General features: G+C 59.9%; 14 protein-coding genes and 6 pseudogenes. 12 read left to right on the top strand and 8 right to left on the bottom strand.

What is annotated here, in order from left to right:
• Positions 1-22 precede the first annotated feature (22 nt).
• From qatA to IHQ72_RS33440, 6 genes are all read left to right on the top strand, one after another.
• Positions 23-1978, top strand: a complete 1956-nt coding sequence (qatA, locus tag IHQ72_RS33465; protein WP_258120039.1) for a Qat anti-phage system ATPase QatA — start codon at positions 23-25, stop codon at positions 1976-1978.
• Positions 1979-2369: 391 nt separating this feature from the next.
• The gene (gene qatB, locus IHQ72_RS33460; protein ID WP_258120037.1) at positions 2370-2882 is read left to right on the top strand and encodes a Qat anti-phage system associated protein QatB; all 513 of its coding nucleotides are present in this window, start codon (positions 2370-2372) and stop codon (positions 2880-2882) included.
• Complete coding sequence (gene qatC / locus IHQ72_RS33455) at positions 2879-4252, top strand: Qat anti-phage system QueC-like protein QatC (RefSeq protein ID WP_258120036.1); 1374 nt, start codon at positions 2879-2881, stop codon at positions 4250-4252. The genes qatB and qatC overlap by 4 nt, the downstream gene beginning before the upstream one ends.
• Positions 4249-5016 (top strand): Qat anti-phage system TatD family nuclease QatD, encoded by a 768-nt coding sequence (gene qatD / locus IHQ72_RS33450; protein WP_258120031.1) that lies wholly within the window; start codon positions 4249-4251, stop codon positions 5014-5016. Before qatC ends, qatD begins: the two co-directional genes overlap by 4 nt.
• Positions 5017-5057: 41 nt before the next feature.
• On the top strand, positions 5058-5972 hold the full coding sequence (locus tag IHQ72_RS33445) for a PIN domain-containing protein (RefSeq protein WP_258120030.1): 915 nt from the start codon (positions 5058-5060) through the stop codon (positions 5970-5972).
• Positions 5973-6109: 137 nt separating this feature from the next.
• Positions 6110-6721: a hypothetical protein gene (locus IHQ72_RS33440; RefSeq protein ID WP_258120029.1), complete on the top strand. Its 612-nt coding sequence runs from the start codon at positions 6110-6112 to the stop codon at positions 6719-6721.
• 419 nt (positions 6722-7140) lie between these two features.
• On the opposite strand, the gene IHQ72_RS33435 is transcribed toward IHQ72_RS33440, so the two are convergent.
• Positions 7141-7422, bottom strand: coding sequence for a Mu transposase C-terminal domain-containing protein (locus IHQ72_RS33435; protein ID WP_258124024.1), 282 nt, complete (start codon positions 7420-7422; stop codon positions 7141-7143).
• A gap of 42 nt (positions 7423-7464) precedes the next feature.
• On the bottom strand, positions 7465-8055 hold the full coding sequence (locus tag IHQ72_RS33430; protein WP_258124078.1) for a TnsB C-terminal domain-containing protein: 591 nt from the start codon (positions 8053-8055) through the stop codon (positions 7465-7467).
• Between IHQ72_RS33430 and IHQ72_RS33425 the strand changes: the two are divergent.
• A pseudogene (locus IHQ72_RS33425) lies at positions 8054-9333 on the top strand (IS110 family RNA-guided transposase). The gene IHQ72_RS33430 and the pseudogene IHQ72_RS33425 overlap by 2 nt on opposite strands.
• Before the next feature lie 149 nt (positions 9334-9482).
• Here the strand turns inward: IHQ72_RS33425 and IHQ72_RS37535 are convergent.
• Both IHQ72_RS37535 and IHQ72_RS33420 read right to left on the bottom strand, forming a co-directional pair.
• The gene (locus IHQ72_RS37535; protein ID WP_502572803.1) at positions 9483-9794 is read right to left on the bottom strand and encodes a TnsB C-terminal domain-containing protein; all 312 of its coding nucleotides are present in this window, start codon (positions 9792-9794) and stop codon (positions 9483-9485) included.
• Positions 9795-9940: 146 nt separating this feature from the next.
• A pseudogene (locus tag IHQ72_RS33420) lies at positions 9941-10654 on the bottom strand (IS6 family transposase).
• 527 nt (positions 10655-11181) lie between these two features.
• Between IHQ72_RS33420 and IHQ72_RS33415 the strand changes: the two are divergent.
• Positions 11182-11928, top strand: coding sequence for a type III secretion protein (locus IHQ72_RS33415; RefSeq protein ID WP_258120028.1), 747 nt, complete (start codon positions 11182-11184; stop codon positions 11926-11928).
• 72 nt (positions 11929-12000) lie between these two features.
• Here the strand turns inward: IHQ72_RS33415 and IHQ72_RS33410 are convergent.
• Positions 12001-12303 (bottom strand): annotated as a pseudogene (locus tag IHQ72_RS33410) (DDE-type integrase/transposase/recombinase); the annotation flags it as partial.
• Between the two features lie 98 nt (positions 12304-12401).
• Here IHQ72_RS33410 and IHQ72_RS33405 point away from each other — a divergent pair.
• Together IHQ72_RS33405 and IHQ72_RS37440 are read left to right on the top strand one after the other, a co-directional pair.
• Positions 12402-12570: pseudogene (locus IHQ72_RS33405) on the top strand (divalent metal cation transporter); the annotation flags it as partial.
• Between the two features lie 1085 nt (positions 12571-13655).
• Positions 13656-13838, top strand: a pseudogene (locus tag IHQ72_RS37440) (hypothetical protein); the annotation flags it as partial.
• 157 nt (positions 13839-13995) lie between these two features.
• Here IHQ72_RS37440 and IHQ72_RS33395 read toward each other — a convergent pair.
• Together IHQ72_RS33395 and IHQ72_RS33390 are read right to left on the bottom strand one after the other, a co-directional pair.
• Complete coding sequence (locus IHQ72_RS33395) at positions 13996-16137, bottom strand: S46 family peptidase (RefSeq protein WP_258120027.1); 2142 nt, start codon at positions 16135-16137, stop codon at positions 13996-13998.
• A gap of 860 nt (positions 16138-16997) precedes the next feature.
• Positions 16998-17600: a hypothetical protein gene (locus IHQ72_RS33390; RefSeq protein ID WP_258120026.1), complete on the bottom strand. Its 603-nt coding sequence runs from the start codon at positions 17598-17600 to the stop codon at positions 16998-17000.
• Positions 17601-17859: 259 nt separating this feature from the next.
• Between IHQ72_RS33390 and IHQ72_RS33385 the strand changes: the two genes are divergently transcribed.
• The gene (locus IHQ72_RS33385) at positions 17860-18204 is read left to right on the top strand and encodes a hypothetical protein (RefSeq protein ID WP_258120025.1); all 345 of its coding nucleotides are present in this window, start codon (positions 17860-17862) and stop codon (positions 18202-18204) included.
• 229 nt (positions 18205-18433) lie between these two features.
• On the opposite strand, the pseudogene IHQ72_RS33380 reads toward IHQ72_RS33385, so the two are convergent.
• Positions 18434-19457: pseudogene (locus IHQ72_RS33380) on the bottom strand (integrase core domain-containing protein).
• Between the two features lie 201 nt (positions 19458-19658).
• Between IHQ72_RS33380 and IHQ72_RS33375 the strand changes: the two are divergent.
• Complete coding sequence (locus tag IHQ72_RS33375; RefSeq protein ID WP_258120024.1) at positions 19659-19799, top strand: hypothetical protein; 141 nt, start codon at positions 19659-19661, stop codon at positions 19797-19799.
• The last annotated feature ends 3 nt before the right edge of the window (positions 19800-19802 follow it).

Below are 19802 nucleotides of genomic sequence, written 5' to 3'. Positions count from 1 at the left end.
AATGTAGGCGAAGGGGGGAACTATGTTCTTGAACGATCAGGAGACGGCGACCGATCTCCTCTACTACGAGGCCATCGCGAAGACGGTTGTCACTCTGATCCGCAAGACGCCCGACGCGCCGGTGACGATCGGCGTCCACGGAGATTGGGGCGCAGGCAAATCAAGCGTTCTCAAAATGCTGGAGGGCGCCTTCGCGGAGGACGATCGTGTCCTCTGCCTTTGGTTCAACGGTTGGACGTTCGAGGGCTTCGAAGACGCAAAAACGGTCGTCATCGAAACCATTGTCGACGAGCTTCGTCGCGCCCGTCCGACGTCGACGAAGGTGGCCGACGCCGCGAAGAAGGTCCTGAAGCGGGTGGACTGGCTGAAGCTTGCTCGCAAGGCTGGCGGCTTCGCATTTACGGCGGCAACCGGCATCCCAACCTTCGATCAGGTCAAAGGCCTGTATGATGTTGCTACCTCGTTCCTGGCCAAACCCCAGGACCATGTCTCGATCGAGGATCTGAAAGGGGTCGCCGAAAAGGCGGGCGAGTTCCTCAAGGAAACGCCGGATGAGAGCGATAATCTTCCGGAGCACATTCATGCCTTCCGCGAGGAGTTCAAGGAGCTTCTCGACGCCGCCGACATCGACCAGCTCGTCGTCATCGTCGACGATCTCGACCGTTGCTTACCGAAGACCGCGATCGCGACGCTCGAAGCGATCCGCCTTTTCCTTTTTGTCGAACGCACCGCCTTTGTCATCGGTGCCGATGAACTGATGATTGAGTATGCAGTGCGCGAGCACTTCCCCGACTTGCCGCCCAGCTCCGGTCCGGTGAGCTATGCGCGCAATTATCTGGAAAAGTTGATCCAGGTTCCTTTCCGAATTCCCGCGCTAGGTGTCACCGAGACGCGCGTGTACGTGACCCTTCTCCTGGCGGAGAACGCGCTCGGCCCGAAGGACCCGCGGTTCCTCAGTCTGCTAGCATCGGCGCGGGAAGATATGCGACGGCCGTGGAAGAGCCGTGGCCTCGATCGCAGGACCGTTGAGCAAGCCATGGCAGGCAAGATGCCGCCCGACGTCGACCAGGCGCTCGTGATCAGCGCCCACGTGACGAAGATTCTAAGCGAGGGCACCCGCGGCAATCCACGCCAGATCAAACGCTTCCTCAATTCCATGATGCTGCGACACGCCATTGCCGAGGAACGCGGTTTCGGTGCCGACATTCAGCGTCCGGTGTTGGCCAAGATCATGCTCGCCGAGCGGTTCTATCCAGATTTCTACGAACAGATCGCACGCCTCGCGGCCAATCACCCTGATGGCCAACCCGAGGCGCTGCGGCGTTTTGAGGAGCACGTCCGGGCGCCCGCGCCGGAGGAGGACGACGATGAGAAGCCTGCCGCGAAGGGCGGGCGCAAGGCTGCGCGCTCGGCACCTGCACCTCTCCCGGCAGAAGCCATGGAATGGGAAAAGAACGAGTGGGCGAAGGGCTGGGCGGCAATCGACCCACCGCTAACGGGCGTAGATCTGCGACCGTATGTGTTCGTCACGCGTGATAAGCGTAGCTCGTTGGGAGGGCTGGCCGCCGCAAGCCATCTTGAGGGCCTCGTCGAGAAGCTGATGGGGCCGACGATGATGGTCCGGGGGGCCGTCGGCGAGATCGCGAAACTCACAGGGCCAGAGCCCGAGGAGGTTTTCGAGGCAATCCGTGGCCGGATTCTCCAGGACGACAACTTCGCGGCCAAGCCCAAGGGGGCGGACGGCCTCGTCCGGCTGGTCGAGGCGCATCCGACGCTGCAGCGCCGGCTTTTGGAGTTCGTCCGTGAATTGCCCGTGACCAAGGTCGGGAGCTGGGCGGCGTCGAGCTGGGGGGCGTGCTTCACGGACACAGGCATCGTGGCGGAGTACCAGACGACGCTGCGGTCATGGGCCGAGCAGACGGAAAACTCGATTTTGCAAAAGGCCGCGCAGGGCATCAGCAAACTGCAGCGGGGTTGATCGGATGGGCACGTCAAAAAGCTACGGCGGACCCTCAAGCGGCCTCGTCCCATCCTTCGTCGACGACCCCACGCCGCCGACCCAGCCTCGACCTCCGGCAACAGCGCCGGTGAGTCCGAATGCGCCGGGCGCGCCAGGCGGACCGTCATCGCCGCAACCGGGGCAGCCGGCAGCGCCTGCTGTTCCGGGCGTTCCGCGCACGCCGCCAAGTCCGGATACGAAGGGCACCGGCAGCCTGGGTGGCGCGCGGGGCAATTTCACGCGCTTCGCAAGGACCGGCAGCCGTAGTGCGCTCGGAAGTGCATTGTCGGGCTATGTACGCGGCAGCACCGGCGGCGCCCGACGGGCCGCGCGGCGCATGGGCTCATCCCGCGCCACAGCCAGCGGATTGTTGGGCGTCGTTCGCGACTTCCAGCGTCTCGGACCAACCGAAACGCTTCGTCAACTCAACCTGGCCGGATTGGCAACGCAGCCGGCGGCAGATGTCTTCGTAACGATCCTGGAATTTATCTGCCCACCGGGCGGCGCGGTCGACGACGCGATCGCGCGGCAGGCGATGCTGGAGACGATCGGTGATCTTGCTGAAGCGGGCTTGGGCAGCTTCGATACACTTACACCGGAGCAGCTCCAGGACGTCTTCCTGGACTTCATCTCCCGTTCGATCGAAGGGCGGGTGATGGCAGACCTCGGCGGGCGGGGCATCACCTTCCCTGATGACATCGCTGCCGTGGAAAGCGCCCAGGCGCAGCTTCATGATTTTATCGAGGGCGCAACGCGCGGTCAGCTCGCCGGAAGGCTCGAAAGCCTGGAGCGTCTGTCTGACCGCGATATCGAGAATGTCGTCAACCAGATTTACGAGACGGCTTTCGAGCTGGTTGCCGTCGCCGGGGAGGCCGCAGCATGAGGCATCATACGATCATTGCCCGGCTTGGTCCGGGAGACGGCACAAGCATTTCGCCGAGCCGTGTGGATACACAAGAGACGGAGATCAACTTCGTCGATGGCGAGTTCCGTTTGGGCTATGGGCTGGGCCAGCCATTGGATCAACTCTGTGAGCTCGGCCTTCGCCCCTCCGAAACAGCGGTCGATCTGGCGCTTTTGGCCGCGGCGATCACTGCCGCCGATACCCGTATCTCGCGTGCCGCTGACGCACAGGACGCCTGGACCCGCGAGATCGACCTCCACTTGCCGGTATATGACGCCGCTCGCTGGCAAGGCCTGGCGTCGTTGATCTCGACAACGCTGAACTTCCTGACCGGCGACCGCTGGGGCGTCTATTTTCGTCCTCGCGCTGCCGGCGCTCGCGATCTGGCGGCCAGACCGACGAAGCTGCGCACCGCCAATCCGACAACGGTCTGCCTGTTTTCGGGCGGGCTGGACAGTTTCATTGGTGCGATCGATCTGCTCGCGCGCGGTGAGGCGCCGATGTTGGTGAGCCACTATTGGGACGGCATCACCAGCACGCACCAAGCCTATTGCGCCGAGGTGATGAAGCGTCGCTTCGGCGGAACAACGCTTCATCACATTCGGGCAAGAGTGGGATTCCCGACCGATACGGTGGAGCATTCTGCGGTCGAGGACACGCTGAGGGGGCGTTCATTTCTGTTCTTCTCGCTGGCGGTCATGGCGGCCGACGCGATCGGCGGCGACATGGTCGTGCATGTGCCGGAGAATGGCCTGATCTCGCTCAACGTGCCTCTGGATCCGCTCCGCCTCGGAGCACTTAGCACTCGCACGACACATCCGTTCTACATGGCTCGTTTCGAGGATCTACTCAAAGGCCTCGGCCTGAGCGTTCGATTGGAAAATCCCTACGCCTTCATGACGAAAGGCCAAATGGCGAAGGAATGCGCCGACATCCCGTTCCTCCGGAAAGAAGCGAAGCACACGATGTCGTGCTCGTCGCCTGGAAGTCGCCGCTACGATCCGGACCCGAATGAGAGGACGCCTAAACATTGCGGACGTTGTGTGCCGTGTCTCATCCGGCGCGCTGCGATCCTCGAAGGCTGGGGCACCGACGATACGTCGTACCGCATTCCCGATCTTCGAGCGCAGGTCCTCGATACAAACAAGGCGGAGGGCGAGCATGTGCGCTCCTTCCAGCTTGCGCTATCGCGCCTTGCACGAAAGCCTGGGCGAGCCCGTTTCGATATTCATCGACCGGGGCCATTGATCGATCATCCTGGCAAGCTCTCCGATTATGAGGCCGTCTACGTCGCCGGCCTGCAGGAGGTCGGCAGACTGTTGCACGGCGTCCAGGCCCGTCCGCTATGATAGAGACATCCAACCAATCGGCCGCGCGCTGGGTCGATTTCCACTGCCACGTCGATCTCTACAAAGACCATTCGGCTCTTATTGCCGAATGCGATCGAGAACGCGTGGCGACGCTTGCGGTCACGACCACGCCGAAGGCTTGGCCGCGAAACCGGGAGCTTGCGGCGAAGTCGGCGCATGTCCGGATCGCCTTGGGGCTACATCCGCAGCTCGTCGCCGAACGCGAGAATGAGTTGCCGATCTTCGAGCGCTACCTCTCAGATGCACGCTATGTCGGCGAGATTGGCCTGGACGCCGGCCCCCGCTTCTATCGGAGTTTTCCGGCACAGGAGCGGGTGTTCGAGCGCATCCTCCGCGCCTGCGCTGAACAGGGCGGGAAGATACTAACCGTCCATAGCGTCCGCGCGGTTGGCAAAGTGCTGAATCATCTTGAAAGCTCCCTGCCGCAGGACCGGGGACGCGTTGTCATGCATTGGTTCACCGGCACGTCGGCCGAAGCCCGTCGGGCGGTCGCGCTCGGCTGCTATTTCTCGATCAACGGAGAGATGCTGCGCTCACCCAAGCACCGACAACTGGTTGGGAGTCTTCCGCTCGACCGTTTGCTGACTGAAACCGACGGGCCGTTTGTGGAGAGGGATGGGCAGCCGCTCAGGCCACGCGATGTCGGCCACACGGTCGCCGAACTGGCGGAAGCTCGGAACGTTTCGGCGAAGGCCATGGAAGACGCGGTTCTCCAGAACCTAAGACGTCTGGTGAGTGCGTGAACTATGCATGGTAGACAAACCAAACAAAGAAGGTCGAAATCGTGCTGCATCTGTTTGTTGATACTTGTGTGTGGCTCGATATGGTCAAGGATTATCGGCACCAACCCACACTTGCCGCTCTTGAGCAGATGATCGAGGCAGGTGAAGTCATCTTGGTTTTGCCAAAGCAGTCGGTCGACGAATTCGCTCGCAACAAGGACCGCATCATAAGGGACAGCGGCAAGAGTCTGAGCAGCACCTTCAAGCGGGTCAAAGAAGCTGTACGGCAGTTTGGTAAGGCGGAGGGCCGGGAGGAGGCCTTGGCCAGTTTGGATGACGTGGATCACCGCATCACGATCCTCGGCGAAGCCGTCCATGAGAGCATCCAGCGCATAGAGAAATTGTTTGCCGCCGCGAGCCCGGTTGTGACGGATGATGCGGTGAAGCTTCGGGCTGCACAGCGCGCAGTCGATAAGCGCGCTCCGTTTCACAAAGATAAGAACAGCATTGGCGACGCAATTCTCATAGAAATTTACAGAGACATTGTATCTGTGGCCGACGAAGGCGCGGACTACGCTTTTGTAACGCACAATAAGCATGACTTCTCCAACATGGCAGGCGATGAGAGGGAGCCGCACCCCGATCTCGGCGACCTGTTTGCCGCCAAGAACTCCACATATTCGCTAGCGATTGGAGAAGTCCTGAACGATTACGCGCCGGATCTGATGGAAGAAGTGAAATGGGAGTTTGAGTACCGGGAGGAGCCGCGATTGCTCAGCGAGATCATGGAGGCTGAAAATCTTCTGTTTCGGCAAATTTGGTACAACCGACATTGGAACCTTCGCGCGATTGAGAGCGGCAAACACAAAGTTGTCACGGAAGCTGAGTGGAAAAAGCGTCCCCAAGCGCCATCAGAAAGTGACTATCGACACCGTGTGGCAGAGGGCTCTGGCTGCAGCGAAGCGAACGGAAGATGAGGTCGGCCTAGAAAATCTTGGGCCGTGGAGCGATTTCGAGTGGGGAATGCTCAATGGGAAACTCAGCGCTTTGCGCTGGGTGACGGGCAGTGAATGGGATTTTCTTGATACCTAGTATGGTCGGAGGGGATGCGTCGATGGAAACTGCTCCCGCAACGTTAATAGAGCCGCTGGGGTCGGAATGCCTGGACTTTACTGGGCTCGCGGAAGCGGACGCTATCGAAGTCCGAAAGGCGATCGCCCGTGGGGAAAACTTTCATGGCTACATCCCGACGGAGAGCCTTGGTTTTATCATCCGCAACTATCGGGTTCTGGCCGCCTTGGGGGTGCTCGAAGCGCCTTGGCTTGACGCCTATGTGCATGCATCCCACTTTCGCGACCAGGGTATCTCGGTGCTGAAGGACGTGTTTGACGCGTGTGATCGGGATCGCCTCCGCGCACTCAAACCTTTGGGCGAGACCTTCACTTTTGTTAGAGGTGAGCGGCTCACGCTGTTCCGCGGTTGCGCAGGGCCTGTGCACAGCATGGGCATGTCGTGGACGCCATCTCTCGACAAGGCGATCTGGTATGCAGCTCACCACGTCGAATACTACGATCTTCCCAACCCAGCGGTCTATGTTTCGACGGTGTCCATCGCCGAAATCTACTGCCGCCTCGACCACTATGACGATGATTTCATCGTCCATCCTTGCGAGGCATGGCGTGTAGACGTTCCGGCTAACGAGTACCGTCTCAACCGGCCGCGTTGAGATCAGGGACATCTGATGGGTTTGAGCTAACCGGTGCGACGAGGGCCGCACTGTTCTGGAGCAGATGGTGCCAAGTGTGCGAGCGTGCTATAGATTGCTGACGGTATTTTTCGGATGCGGAGTCGGGTAAGTCGCCACTGCCGGCCAGTGCAAAGGTGACCCGATTGGTGTCGATAGTCCGTGAAACCTCAAAAATATTTTTCTGGCGATTTTTCCTTTAAATCAAGAGCGTAACTTTTTGACGGCATGGCTGTCGGGATTGTCGCGCAGATTTTGAAAATAAGTGAACGTTTTCAACGTGTTATGCGCCGATTAAACAATGAGTGGGAGATTTCATCGTTCATGCCAGCTCAATCCGTATCCTCGACAAAGGGTACGGGTTTGCTGGAATCGACGCCGCGAAGCGAGCCCATCCGGCATCATCCACCTTCGATTTCGAAGTGCTGGTCCCGCGGCGTCGCGCAGCCGCCGTCTTCCTGGTCGCCGCCGACCAGCTCGCGCTGGGCGATCGCAGTGCGGACGATGGCGCGGGTGTCGACTTCACGGCGGCCTTTCGCAAGCAGGGTGCGTCGGGCGGTCAGCGCCTCGTGGAGGGTTATCGAAGGCAACGTCACGTCGGCATAGCGGGCTTCCACGAAGTTACCCGATGGCCTTCGAACGAAGATGCGCGCCATGTCGCGCGGATCGTATTTGACAAGCAGGCGCCGGTCCGAACGCCCGATGTCGGCGCTGAGCGCAGGCGACTAATAGCGCAGCCCAAACAGATGAATATCGGTTGGCCGCAAGGTGCGCTCCTGCTCGGGCAGGAACGTCAGCCAGAAACGCAGCCGATCCTGCGGCAGCCGAAGTGGAATCTCGCCCTCATGCTCGCGCCAGACCGCAATCGGCGGCCGGCCCAGACTGCTGTGGATCGACTGATGATAGCACCCCACGATGTCGAGGGCGATATAACGCTCAAGCTCCCGCAGTGTTAGTACCGCGTGCCGCTTCGAATCGTACTCGCCAAGCTCCTGCGCGTTGCTGAACGTCGTGCCGGGTAGCAGGTGCAGTTTCCCCATCTGTGTACCGATAAGGCGCTCGATGTGACCGCCGAAGCGCGGCTCGCCCGGAGGTCGCCATTCGATCGCAATTCCGACATCCTGGCATCCTCTCTTGAAGGCTCGGCTGCGGAAGTCAGGACCGTAGCACCTACGGAATAACGGAGCGGCGACGACCGCCAGGGCGGTGCGCGCAGCTTTTCGCTGCAGGCGCGCACCGCTCTCGAGGCGGCCATGGCCAGTCAAAGTTTCTCTAGAATGTGAATGTTCACAACCCATTCCGGAGAGACCGACCATGACCACTTCAGATTCTACACCCGCCGCCGCGGTGCTGGTAGCGATCGACATTGCCAAGGTGCGCAATGAAGTTCTGATCGAAGCACCAGGCCACAAGCGCCGGCGTCGTCTTTTGGTCCTCAACACCCGTGCTGAGCACGACCATCTGATAGAGGTGCTGTAGGCGTATGGCCGCCCTGTGGTCTGCGCCTTTGAAGCGACCGGGAACTATCACCGGCCGATAGCATGGCGCCTGGCTGAAGCGGGTTTTGAGGTGCGGCTGGTGTCGTCGCTGGCGCTGGCCCGAACGCGAGAAGCGTTGCACAACAGCTGGGACAAGAACGATCCAAAGGATGCACAGGTGATGCTGCACATGCTCAGGATCCAGGCAACACAAGTCTACCATTCGCGCCGGCATCAACGACGTGCAGGAGCTGTCGAAGACCCATGAAGCGATCGCCAGGGCCAAGACCGAGATCCAGCACCGTATCCTGACGCACTACCTGCCGCTGTATTTTCCCGAGATCGATCGTTTCCGGGGGAACAGCCGCAGCGACTGGTTCTTCGCCTTCCTCCATGCCTTTCCGGCGCCAGCAGGCATCACGGCGCTGACGAAGGAGGAGTTTGTGATGGCAGCTTGGGATGTCGTCGGCCGCAAGGTCAGCAAGACACAGATTCTGATGGTTATTTACGAGACGGCGCGCTCATCGATCGGACTGCCACTGCCGCTCGATGCCCCTGCCATTCGCATGTTCCGGATGGTCATTGACGAGGCACGCGGCCTGATCCGGCAGCGCAATGAGATCGAAGCGCAAGCCGACGAGCTGTTGCGGCACAGCCAGGACTATCAGCTCCTACGCCAGATCCCCGGCATCGGGCCGATCAATGCGCTGACGATCATTGCCGAAGCCGGCGATCTTCGCCGTTTCGCTCATCACCGCCAGTTTCTGAAGTTCTGCGGGCTGGACCTCTCGACACAACAGTCAGGCCAATATCGCGGCCAGACCCGCCTTTCCAAATTGGCAATGCCCGGCTACGCCGTACCCTGTGGATCGCTGGACAAGTCGCCATCCGCCAGCGGGAGAACGGCTTCCGTCATAAGTTCGAACGCTACATTGCGCGGGATCGCGACAAGCCCGATCTACGCCGCAAGGCAATGACCGCTATTACCGCCAAGATGGCGCGCGTCGTGCACGCTGTCGTCAAAGGTGGTTCCGACTACCGGCCCTTCGTTGAAGGGCGGGTGCCAGGTGGAAGAACCTCTGTCAGCTAAGGGCCGTGAGGGCATCGCTTCGATGACCCTGTAGATAATGTTCGGGTCTTCCGCCTGGATCAGAAGCTCGTGTTGAGGACGGTGAGGGACGCCTCCGTGCGTACCCTTTGTTTGCTATGGACGAGACCTTTTCCCTTGCCGGTGGAAGCCGCCTGTTTCGACGACTTGACCAACGTCACGCAGCGAAAGCATGCTGGCGGATAGAGAGACCTTGACTGCAGGCTCCATTTCGTTCCGCGCTTAGGACGTTGTCGACATGTAGCGTATCAGGCAGGCCAGCAACGGGCCATGGTTCTGTGATCTCGCGTTCTCTCAGCCATGCCGATTTTTCGAAGACAGAATGCAGCAAGCAAACGCTGGTCGAAAGCCGGGACGGTGCTTCCATCGTAAGGTAGAACCCAGTCACCATCCGGCTGGACACGTCCATCGCCAGTGTCAGCCACGGTCGACCGACCGGCTGCCGAGTTTCCTCGTCGTCGACAAAGATATCGGCCTTGGTATGGTCGATCTGACCACCTCCAGGGGACGGGAGACCTCAAACGATCCAGGAACGGCCGTTGTCGCCTTCGCGATCCTCTGTTCGCCGCGTCGCTTTGCGCGTATGAAAACAAGATTTGGGAGTGAGGCTTTGGTTCATTCGGCGTGAGGGCGCGCGATTTGGCGCCATGCTTGCATGGCAGTTGCTCGCAGTTCTCGATGGTGGGTGGATGGAATATCGTGGCGGGGAACGTTAAAGAGGTTGGGCGATCGGGACGTGTGCGGAAACGAAACGCTGAAGATGTCGCGCTGACTTGAAGCGCTTCATGATCCTCTCCCGCCGTCGGACGGGTTGATGAGAGTTCTCCGCCCGATTGTTCAGGCCCTTGTGCGAGCGATGCTCAACGCCTGGCATGATCTCCCGCTTCGCCGCACCGTAGGATCGAAGCTTGTCGGTGATCATCACACGCGGCGAACGGCCTTGGCCTTTCAGAAGCTTTCGCATCAAGCGCTTTGCCGCCTTGACATTGCGACGGCTTTGCACCGACGCGTCGAGAACAAACCCGTCCTGATCAACGGCGCGCCAAAGCCAGTGTTTCTTTCCACCGATGGTGATGACAACTTCATCGAGATGCCATGTGTCGCCGAGCTTGCCGGCCGATCGCTTCCGGATATCATTGGCAAAGTGTCTGCCAAATTTCTCAGCCCAAAGTCGCGCACGGTCTGGTGAGAGACGATGACGCCACGCGCTGCCGGCATATCCTCGACCATCCGCAGGCTGAGCGGAAACCGGAAATAGAGCCAAACGGCATGGGCAATCACCTGCGCCGGAAATCGGTGGCGACGATAATCACGGGAAAATCTGGTCATGCCGCCAGATCCCACATTTTGATCGATGCTGGTTAACGCTACGGTGCCCTCCCAGATCTTGTTTTCACAGCGTTAAGTTTACGGTGCCCGTCAGCTTGTCGAAAGCCAACCCGCCTAGCATGAGTCATCCAGATGACACTGACGGTTAAGCGCCGTCTCGCGTATCCCGTCCCTCGACGATCAGAAAACTCCACTACAGGTGAACGGCTATGGGAATTTGCTTCTCCAAATCCTCCGGATCGACTCGACATGCCACATATGACACGGAAGAGTCGCCGCGAGAATCCACGGCGTCGGCCTTTGAGAGCAGCATATCAGCGCTGAGGGTCTCCCTGGGCACGCCTGCCGACAAGTTGCGATGGGGCGGAGATGCGCCTCTGGAGCAACATCAGATCCAGCAGGCCGCCTACCATATGGGAGCGTGTCTCGTCCATGACGACGTCACGAGCCCGATAAGACTCGCGACAGCGGGGCAAACAGTTCACGACCTCCGCCTGCTGCTCAAGCATGGCCGGGGAAACGTTAAGGTGGACGACATTCCCTCGCACGGCCACAACGGCATCGGATCGTCGGTTGCAATGATGGCACCAGACGGCAACAACAAGGTTGCAGTGGCAGTAGTCATGGGAGCAGCGTGCTGCAATCAGACCGCTCCCCTTTGCGCTATCGTCCACGCCCCACACATGGCGGCCGACGAGCGGAGTATGACCTCTATTGCTTCCGTGTCAATGAAAGAGATAACCGAGGAAGGTGATGAGATCCCAGTCAAGACGGGTCACACCTGGAACGAACTGCGGCGCGGAAGCCGCGACCCGAGGTCGACCGTGGTCATGGATGCCTGGGCCAACGGTCCCGCTGTTCGGTTGAAAGACAGCGCATGGAGCGGAGAGCCGGCCGAGCAAGGTCCTTGGTCGATGGACAAAAGCACCGCCGAATTCCTGAAAAGCCGTCTTGAGGGGTTGATTCCGTTCGTGCATCCGGACACAAATGAATACACTGCCAACAATTTGCGCCGGAGGCAAAACGCACCCGTATCGTGGGAAAAATATGCAGAAGTACAAGTGATCTCACCCGAGTTCGCCGATAGTGTGCGCAACGCATTGTCCCGTGTTCCTGAAGACCAACAAAGGGAAATCGCATCACGGATGATTCAGGAAGCTTACGGAATGGATCCTTCCTCGTGCACGCACCAAGACGCAGTGGAATCAGTTCTAGTGGCCGCCAACCAACTGGACTCGCTGCCCCGGCCTCCTGTCGAGCCGCCGGAATACTGAACGGCAAGAGGATCGAATCGGGCACCGTAAACTTAACGCTGTGAAAACAAGATCTGGGAGTGAGGCTTTGGTTCATTCGGCGTGAGGGCGCGCGATTTGGCGCCATGCTTGCATGGCAGTTGCTCGCAGTTCTCGATGGTGGGTGGATGGAATATCGTGGCGGGGAACGTTAAAGAAGTTGGGCGATCGGGTCGTGTACGGAAACGAAACACTGAAGACGTCGCGCTGACTTGAAGCGCTTCATGATCCTCTCCCGCCGTCTGACGGGGTGATGAGAGTTCTCCGCCCGATTGTTCAGGCCCTTGTGCGAGCGATGTCGACGCCTGGCATGATCTCCCGCTTCGCTGCACCGTAGGATCGAAGCTTGTCGGTGATCTTCCATGGTGTGTCCCCTTCTTGACGACCACGCTTCGAGCACCAGCATAGTCATGTTCCGCGACGGCTCGGAGGGCCGTTCCACACCACCACTATTATTCGCGCTATTCAGCCCGGGCATCATCGGCACAGGGCTGCTCGCCGTGCCTGTGCTGGCAGGATCGGCAGCCTATGCCATATGCGACCCGCGGGTGGAAAACCGGACTGGAGCACAAGCCGCGCGAGGCGGTCGGGTTCTACACAGTTATCGGCCTTGCCGTTCTCGTGAGACCGGTAATTTCTCTGGGGTCGAATACGGGCTGTTAGGCTCGAGTAGTCCATCAACGTCACTTTGCTAGGAGGCAAAGCGATGGCGGTGGAATGGACGATTACGATCGAGGGCAAGAACGAATTTGGCGACACCTGCCGGAAGGAACTCCGGATCGACAAGAGCTGGGAGCATCTGTTCGACGGCGACATCGGCTTGTCGGTCGAGGACGGCAAGAAGATCATGACGGCGCTGCAGGGAGCGGTTGTGACCCACGAGGCGGAAACCTATTCCCTCTTTCGTCGGGTCTGCCCTGACTGCCACACGTTCCGCTCGGTCAAGGATTACACGACGCGCCGGATCCGAACCGTTTTCGGCACCGTTGAGGTTCGCAACCCTCGCTGGATGCTGTGCCAGGATTGTTACCCTGGCATGGCCAGCGCCTTTGCGCCGCTGAAGGAAATCTGTCCCGACCGCTCGACGTCCGAGCTGATGGAACTGACTGCGCGAATGGGAAGCATGATGCCTTACCGGCGAGCTGCGAAGGTTCTGACCGAATTCCTGCCCATTGAGCCGACCGAGACGCATGCGACCGTGCGCAAGCGCACCATCAGAATCGGCGAGCGGCTCGACGATCAAATTGCAGAGGAAGAACGGCGGGCAGGGTCGCGGGCGGACGACCGAAGCCAGCTTGAAATGCAGCTTCCCGGCGATCGGCGCAAAGAATTCGTCATCAGCATCGATACGGCGCACGTTCGCAGCGCCGATCCCAATTCAGCACGAAACTTCGAGCTCGTGGTGGCCAGATGCAGCCGTGGTGGGCGCGGTGAAAGCGGCGGCCGCTATTTCGTGACCAGCAGCACCGATCAAACCGCTATCCGGGTTCGCGCCCTTCATGCTCTTCGCCATGAAGGGTATCGTGGCCTTGGCGACGTCACCGTGATTTCGGACGGCGCTGAAATCCTGAAGCGTCTGCCACGGGCCATGCCGAAGCCGACAGCCCACATCATCGACTGGTTCCACATCGCCATGAAAATCCAGCCCATGCAGCAGATTGCCGATCACATCGCTCGCTCCCGAGCCGGTCCCTGGGACTCGCTTCGGCAAGCGGATGGTGAAGAAACAGCAGATGCGCTGGTCCCTTCACGGTGCTCACATGCTCATGCAGGTTCGGACGGCCGAACTGAACGGCGAGCTTCGTGATCGACTGCGGGCACCGTTCCGTCAGCCCGAACCGAACGTGCCACCGCTATTCAAACCCAAACCGCCTCTTCTACGTGCCGCCTGACCCCGGAGAAGTTACCAGTCTCGCTCAGGCGCTGGCGAACCTTTGAATGTTGCGCATGCATTGGAGCGCCGGCCGATTCGGGCACGATCAACGATCGCTGTGGCAAGCTCACGTCAATGTCCCCGAATTGCCTTTCCCTACCACCAGACTACCCCGCTCAGGAGCGCGACGCCGGCAGCACTCCCATCTCCTTGAGCAACCGGCTAGCGCCGTCAATCTTGTCCATGGTCCAGAGCATGAAGCGACTGTCGACATGGATGCTGCGATTGCGGTCTGCGGCATATGCCCAATCGGAGATCACTCCATCAAGCGTGCCATCGAAGGCGAGGCCGACGAACTCGCCGCGTCCGTTCAGCGTGGCCGAGCCGCTATTGCCGTTGGTGATGTCGGCGGTGGACAGGAAGTCGACCGGTAACGTGCCCAGCGCCGGCGCGGCATAGGGGCCATAATCCTTGGCTCGGATCGCTGCGATAGCCGCATCTGGAGCGTCGAACTCACCCTTGCCCGTTTCTTTGGCCAGAAGTCCATCGGCCGTGGTAAAGGGCATCCAGATCTGCCCGTCGCGTGTTCGCCCCGCCACCTTGCCCCAGGTGATGCGCAGCGAGCCATTCGCGTCGGGATACATCGGCCGGCCGATTGCCTGGCGGTAGGCACGCTGGCCGTGCATATAGATGGCGCGAGCCGCCTGGCTGCGTCCAGCGCGGTCCTTCGCAGCGTGCTTCGCAGCTATGTCGCCGGGATAGAGAGCGACCGCCAACTTGATGAAAGGGTCCTCCGACGCCTCGAAGGCAGCAGCGGGCTTGTCAAGCCAGCCGAGCCGCATTGCCGTGTCTGCGAGTTTGGTGTCTGCATAAAGTCGGTCAAGGCCAATTTGGCCCAAAGCGCTTTCGAAAACAGTATCGCGGTCCTTTGCATCCAGCCGGCGATATTCGTCGAGTGCGGCCTCGAAAAGCTTTCGATCGATGTCTGGCAAATAGCGGCGTTCGATCTGCGTCAGCTGATCCGAGATTTCTTTACGGTCACGATCCTGAAAGCCGCTTTCACGGTCTTCATCGGGCTTCTCGTGCTCCTTTGTCCAGCGATAGAGAGTGCGTGCCGATGACAGTAGTTGCGCGCGATTGAGCAACGCCTGGCGCAGCCTCGCCAGCGAAGCCCGGCTATTCTCGCCCACCATCGCGTCCAGGTCGCGGATTGCTGCGTCAAAGCGCGTCTGCCGCACGGGATACTCAGCGACCCAGGCGCGAAAAGCTTCCTCCTCGGTAGCCTTGCGCGCGTCGAGGCCGATCGCGTCGGCGCCGGCTAGATCGCCCGCCAGCTTCTTCTTGTAGTTTTCCACGCCTTGTAGGATGGAGGCGTAGCGGATCTGCGCTTCGCGATTGCCTTCCGTGGCTTGCTTGATCTGGGCCGCATAATCCGAGAGCAAACGCTGGGACAGTGGTTCGTAGTGCGCGAAGTTGAACCGGACTTCATCGGCGGTGAGGAATCGATTGGTTGCTCCGGGAAAGCCGGCGACCATCACGAAATCGCCTTCTTGCACGCCTTTAGAGGCGATGCGCAGCCAGTTCTTCGGCCGGTAGGGCACGTTGTCGCGCGCATAAGGCCGGGATGAACCATCAGGGGCGACATAGGCGCGATAAAAGCCAAAGTCGCCTGTGTGGCGCGGCCACATCCAATTGTCCGTTTCGCCGCCGAAGTTACCTATGCCGAGCCCGGGCGCATAGACGAGGCGCACGTCCTGAATTTCAAGCTTCTGCTGGAGATAGTAGGAGGCGCCGCCATAATAGGACCCTACGTCGCAGCGGCGATTGGGCTGTTCTTCACACGCGGCGATCAGCGCCTTGCGGTTCGCTTCGAGCCGTTCATAGCGGGCAAAGCCGTTCAGCTTGTCCGAGACGCCCTTGAGCATGTCAGCGGTCACATCCCGCATATCCTCGATCACATAGATGCGGCTGCCGGGCGCCGCAGGCAATTCTTCACCCAGGCTCTTCGCCAGAAACCCGTTGGTGAGATAGTCTTGGCTCTCCTTGCTGTTGTACTGGATGGATTCCAGCACGCAGTGATGGTTGGTGGCGACCAGCCCTTGCGGACTGACGAATGAGGCGGAGCATCCGCCCAGTGAAACGATCGCGTTAAGCGGGGCAGCGCCCAGACGGCTCAGCTGCGCGGGATCGATCTGGAGCCCATCCGCGCGCATGGCCGCGCCGACTTCCGCACTCTGGGCCGGCATCCACATGCCTTCGTTCGCCGATGCAGCGGTGGCCGTCCAGAGCAAGGCGATGGCACTTACCCAAGCAACCATATCACATTCGCAGTTCATACTGGTGTCTCTCCCATTCTATCTACTGTCTCCGCCGACTGGATCGATGAGCTATCGGGCTGGCCGGCGACGCCAGCGCCTGCGCGGCTGCCACTGGGTGAAGACTGAGGGGACGGTCAACGCAAACATCTGGATGACGCTCCCCTCACATCGTATCGGTTCTGTGCAACGTTGCGGATCATCCGTTGCACTAATCGTGCCAAAGGAATAAAGCTTTCAACGACCCAAATGGTAAGCTGCCTTCCATGTCCGACTTCCGACATTTCGTCGTAGACCCGACACCCTCGTCCTCGCCAGCGACGAAGCCCGCTGCCGAACGGCCGTCGCCTGTCCATAATTGTGAGAGTGCGTTTCTTCACCTAGCCGTATACGCCGAAGACCATGCGGTATCCTATGCATTTCCTTGCTGGTGTTCGCCGATCGGGAAGTGGAGCGACCCATCTGCGAACATCTGAATTATTATAGCCGCTGGAGGCGCCGGGCGGTTCAGGAACTGCTCAGCTCCCGTTCCGCACTGCATCTTATGCTACTTTGGGCGAACAAACATCGAACACGTCAGAACGACTTCGCTCACATGCTGGGATCCGCTATTCGTCATGGGCTCAGTTGTGCCAAAGAGCGACCCTTCCGAGCCGAGAAGCAAACGTGTCGCATTAGGAGCCGAAGGCGGACCGACAGCTTGCGGCATCTCCCTAGCGGATAGCAGACATTTAACCGGCAGCTACCGGTCCGCTTCTGAGTTCTAGGTGGCGGAAAGCAGCCGATCGGCTTCAGCCTCATTTTCTTATAAGGAGACCTCGTATTTGATCCTGCACAAGTGTTCGGGCACCGAGACGCATGAGTTAAATGGGCTCTCTTTTCATTAGCTCGGCGCCCAGCTTGGCATCGACGATTTGCCAGGCATCAAATGCCGTGATTCCTGACGCCATATGAGCGCGGAGCTTATCCCGCATCCGAAGATGATGCTCGGGATATCTGCGAAGTGCATCCGGCAGCTTTACCCCGCCCCGAAATCCGTAAGTTGCTACGCCGTCGTTGGCTTTTAGCCATTCGATCGAGGCGTCGGGGATGAACTGGAACCGTGAAGGTAACGGCGTCATCTGTGGCGTTAGACAAAGCCATTGCCCGCGGACCTCGACAACCGAATGCAAGACAACAATCGGACCATAGATCCACCAACCCCAAACATGACGGCTCAGCCGATCCGGGTCATTTGCCACTTGTGTGGAGCAATTTACATGGCAGTCCTTAGGAACCATGCCGGCCGCCAGAAGATGCTTTTCGGGCGGCCGCGTGACAGTGACTCGCGGCAGGGCGAGAACCTCAGCAAGGGTGTTAGCCTCCCATTCGGTCGGCGGGAAAGCTAATCGCTCGGCCTCCCGCAAGGCTATTCGCCCCAGATCCTCTTTGCGGAGCGCGCTCTCCGCCGTCGCTTCGTGTTTCATGATCCTGTCTGTCGTCCGCTGATTATCAGCTCTCTGGCCGATCGGGATTTGCTACCGTCCGAGGTGGTGTAGGTCAATTCGTCTGGCTGCACGCAGCCGCCTGTCCGTCATCTAGCGAACGTTCGCTTTTGACTATATGCGTGCTCGGCGATAGAGACCGCGGCGATGTTTGGAGACGTTGATAACCGGTCGCTTATGCGGCATTACTTGACAACCGCTTGTGGGCGCCTTGCCATGGGCCGGAGATCGGGATACGCATTTGTCGCGCTCGCCGGCGTGCGGCTGGCTCGGCGAAGTCTACGAGGCTTCGCGCAAATCATTCGCCGCAGCCCTGCACATGCGGCGTTGGTATTTGGCGCTTGGAGAGGACACCAGCGAGGCGGATGCCTGGTGCGCCTTCCGTTTGGCTCAACTCGAAACAGATGATCGCTACATCGATTTGGTGCATGCGCCGTCGTTCCTCTTTGAGAACAAGGCCGACCGGGTTCGCTGGCTGAACTTCCTCTCCCCGGAAGGGCAAGAGGCACGCAAGAAGGCTCGGAAGGCCTTGGGTGACAAATGGCTCAGAGGGCCGCGCTATCGGGACGTCATCAACGGGCGTTGAGATAGGGTGTGAATTTGTCGGCGGTCCGTCTCGCCGCTGAGGCTCATCGCTGCTCGGCAGCCTGGGGGCCGACAGCGGAATAGCAGCTTCGGGACTTCGGGATGGCATAGCGGACGTTTCGCATGGAGGCTTCAAGTCTCGACCTGTGATGGGTTTCGGACTGTCTACTGAGATGGCGTCCGGCATGGACATGTCGGCTTTGTGGACCGGGTGACCTGCCACTGAACTTTCATCCAGTGGCGATTAGAGCCTCGGCCGTTTCTGTTACGCCGTATGGCGCGGTTTGAGCAACCGGCGGAGACGCGAAGCCTTCATTGAGCGCAGCGTCGGAGCCGGTTGCGGCGAGGGTTCCGGCGAAGGCCGCCGGGGTCTGGTAGCCGAGCGAGGAATGGGGCCTCGCGGTGTTGAAGTCCTGCCTCCATTCGGCAATGGCACTGCGGGCGTGGTCGAGGCCGAAGAACAGGCTCTCGTTCAACAGCTCGTCGCGCATTCGGCCGTTGAAGGATTCGACGTAGCCATTTTGCATCGGCTTGCCCGGCGCGATGTAGTGCCATTCGACGCGATGATCCTTCGACCAGGCGAGGATGGCGTTCGAGGTGAACTCTGTGCCGTGGTCGGAAACGATCATGTCCGGCTTGCCGCGCCAGGCGATCAGGTCAGTCAGTTCCCGAGCAACGCGCCGACCGGAGATCGACGTGTCCGGCGCTTGCGCACCGTCAGGCCCTCCTCGCGGTAGAGCCGGTAGATGCGATTGACCCCTGATGGCTCGCCCTCTCGCTGGAGCAGAATGAACAGGCGTCGATAGCCGAAGCGGCGGCGCTCGTTGGCGAGGTCGCGTAACCTTGTGCGCAGCTCCGTCTCCGGCGGACGCCGGGACCGATAGCGGACCATCTTGCGATCGGCACCGACGAAGGAACAGGCCCGACGCTCCGACACGCCCATGACGGCCTGCAGATGCGCGACGGCTTCGCGCTTGGCGGCGGGCCCTACCATTTTTTTGAAAGAAGCTCGCGCAGTGCCGACGCTTCGAGCATCTGGTCGGCGAGCAGCTTCTTCAGCTTCGCGTTCTCGTCTTCCAAGGCTTTCAGCCGTTTGGCATCGGAGACGTCCATCCCGCCATATTTCGCCTTCCAGTTATACAGCGTCGCCTCGGAGATCCCATGCTTGCGCGCCAGGTCGCCCGCCTTTGCTCCCGCCTCATGCTCACGCAGAACCGCGATGATCTGCTCTTCCGTAAACCGCTTTCTCTTCATCAGTCCGTCCTTCAATCGAGGCCGGACTCTAATCTCAGATGGAGGAAATTACCCGTGGCAGGTCACATGAGATCGATCAGATGTTGAAGGCAGAGGCAAGCTGGTCGTACATCGTAGTCGAACTACGCGATTGGCTTGCAGAATAGGCGGACCCGATCGCGCTCGACATTGTAGCATTTGCGCTTCGCCACGCCGGAAGGCGTGAACGATATTTCTGTTCTCGATGCCTGGTCCGGCAAGGAACAGGAACTGCACCAGTCAGTGATTGCCGACACCCGCTTCGCAGTCTACCGACTGCAGCTCAGCACCTACGACAAATCTATGCCGATCTTCTCTCGCTAAAGT

This window comes from Mesorhizobium onobrychidis (assembly GCF_024707545.1).
In the GTDB taxonomy this organism is placed as follows: domain Bacteria; phylum Pseudomonadota; class Alphaproteobacteria; order Rhizobiales; family Rhizobiaceae; genus Mesorhizobium; species Mesorhizobium onobrychidis.
Note: the sequence above shows the minus strand (reverse complement) of the source record. Positions and strands in the feature narration are given on the sequence as shown.

What these genes read in the sequence shown, in the direction of transcription:
- IHQ72_RS33390 (WP_258120026.1), bottom strand. Translation starts at nt 17,600, where the DNA reads ATGAAACACGAAGCGACGGCGGAGAGCGCGCTCCGCAAAGAGGATCTG.
- qatD (WP_258120031.1), top strand. Translation starts at nt 4,249, where the DNA reads ATGATAGAGACATCCAACCAATCGGCCGCGCGCTGGGTCGATTTCCAC.
- IHQ72_RS33395 (WP_258120027.1), bottom strand. Translation starts at nt 16,137, where the DNA reads ATGGTTGCTTGGGTAAGTGCCATCGCCTTGCTCTGGACGGCCACCGCT.
- IHQ72_RS33440 (WP_258120029.1), top strand. Translation starts at nt 6,110, where the DNA reads ATGGAAACTGCTCCCGCAACGTTAATAGAGCCGCTGGGGTCGGAATGC.
- qatC (WP_258120036.1), top strand. Translation starts at nt 2,879, where the DNA reads ATGAGGCATCATACGATCATTGCCCGGCTTGGTCCGGGAGACGGCACA.
- qatA (WP_258120039.1), top strand. Translation starts at nt 23, where the DNA reads ATGTTCTTGAACGATCAGGAGACGGCGACCGATCTCCTCTACTACGAG.
- IHQ72_RS33430 (WP_258124078.1), bottom strand. Translation starts at nt 8,055, where the DNA reads ATGGTCGGTCTCTCCGGAATGGGTTGTGAACATTCACATTCTAGAGAA.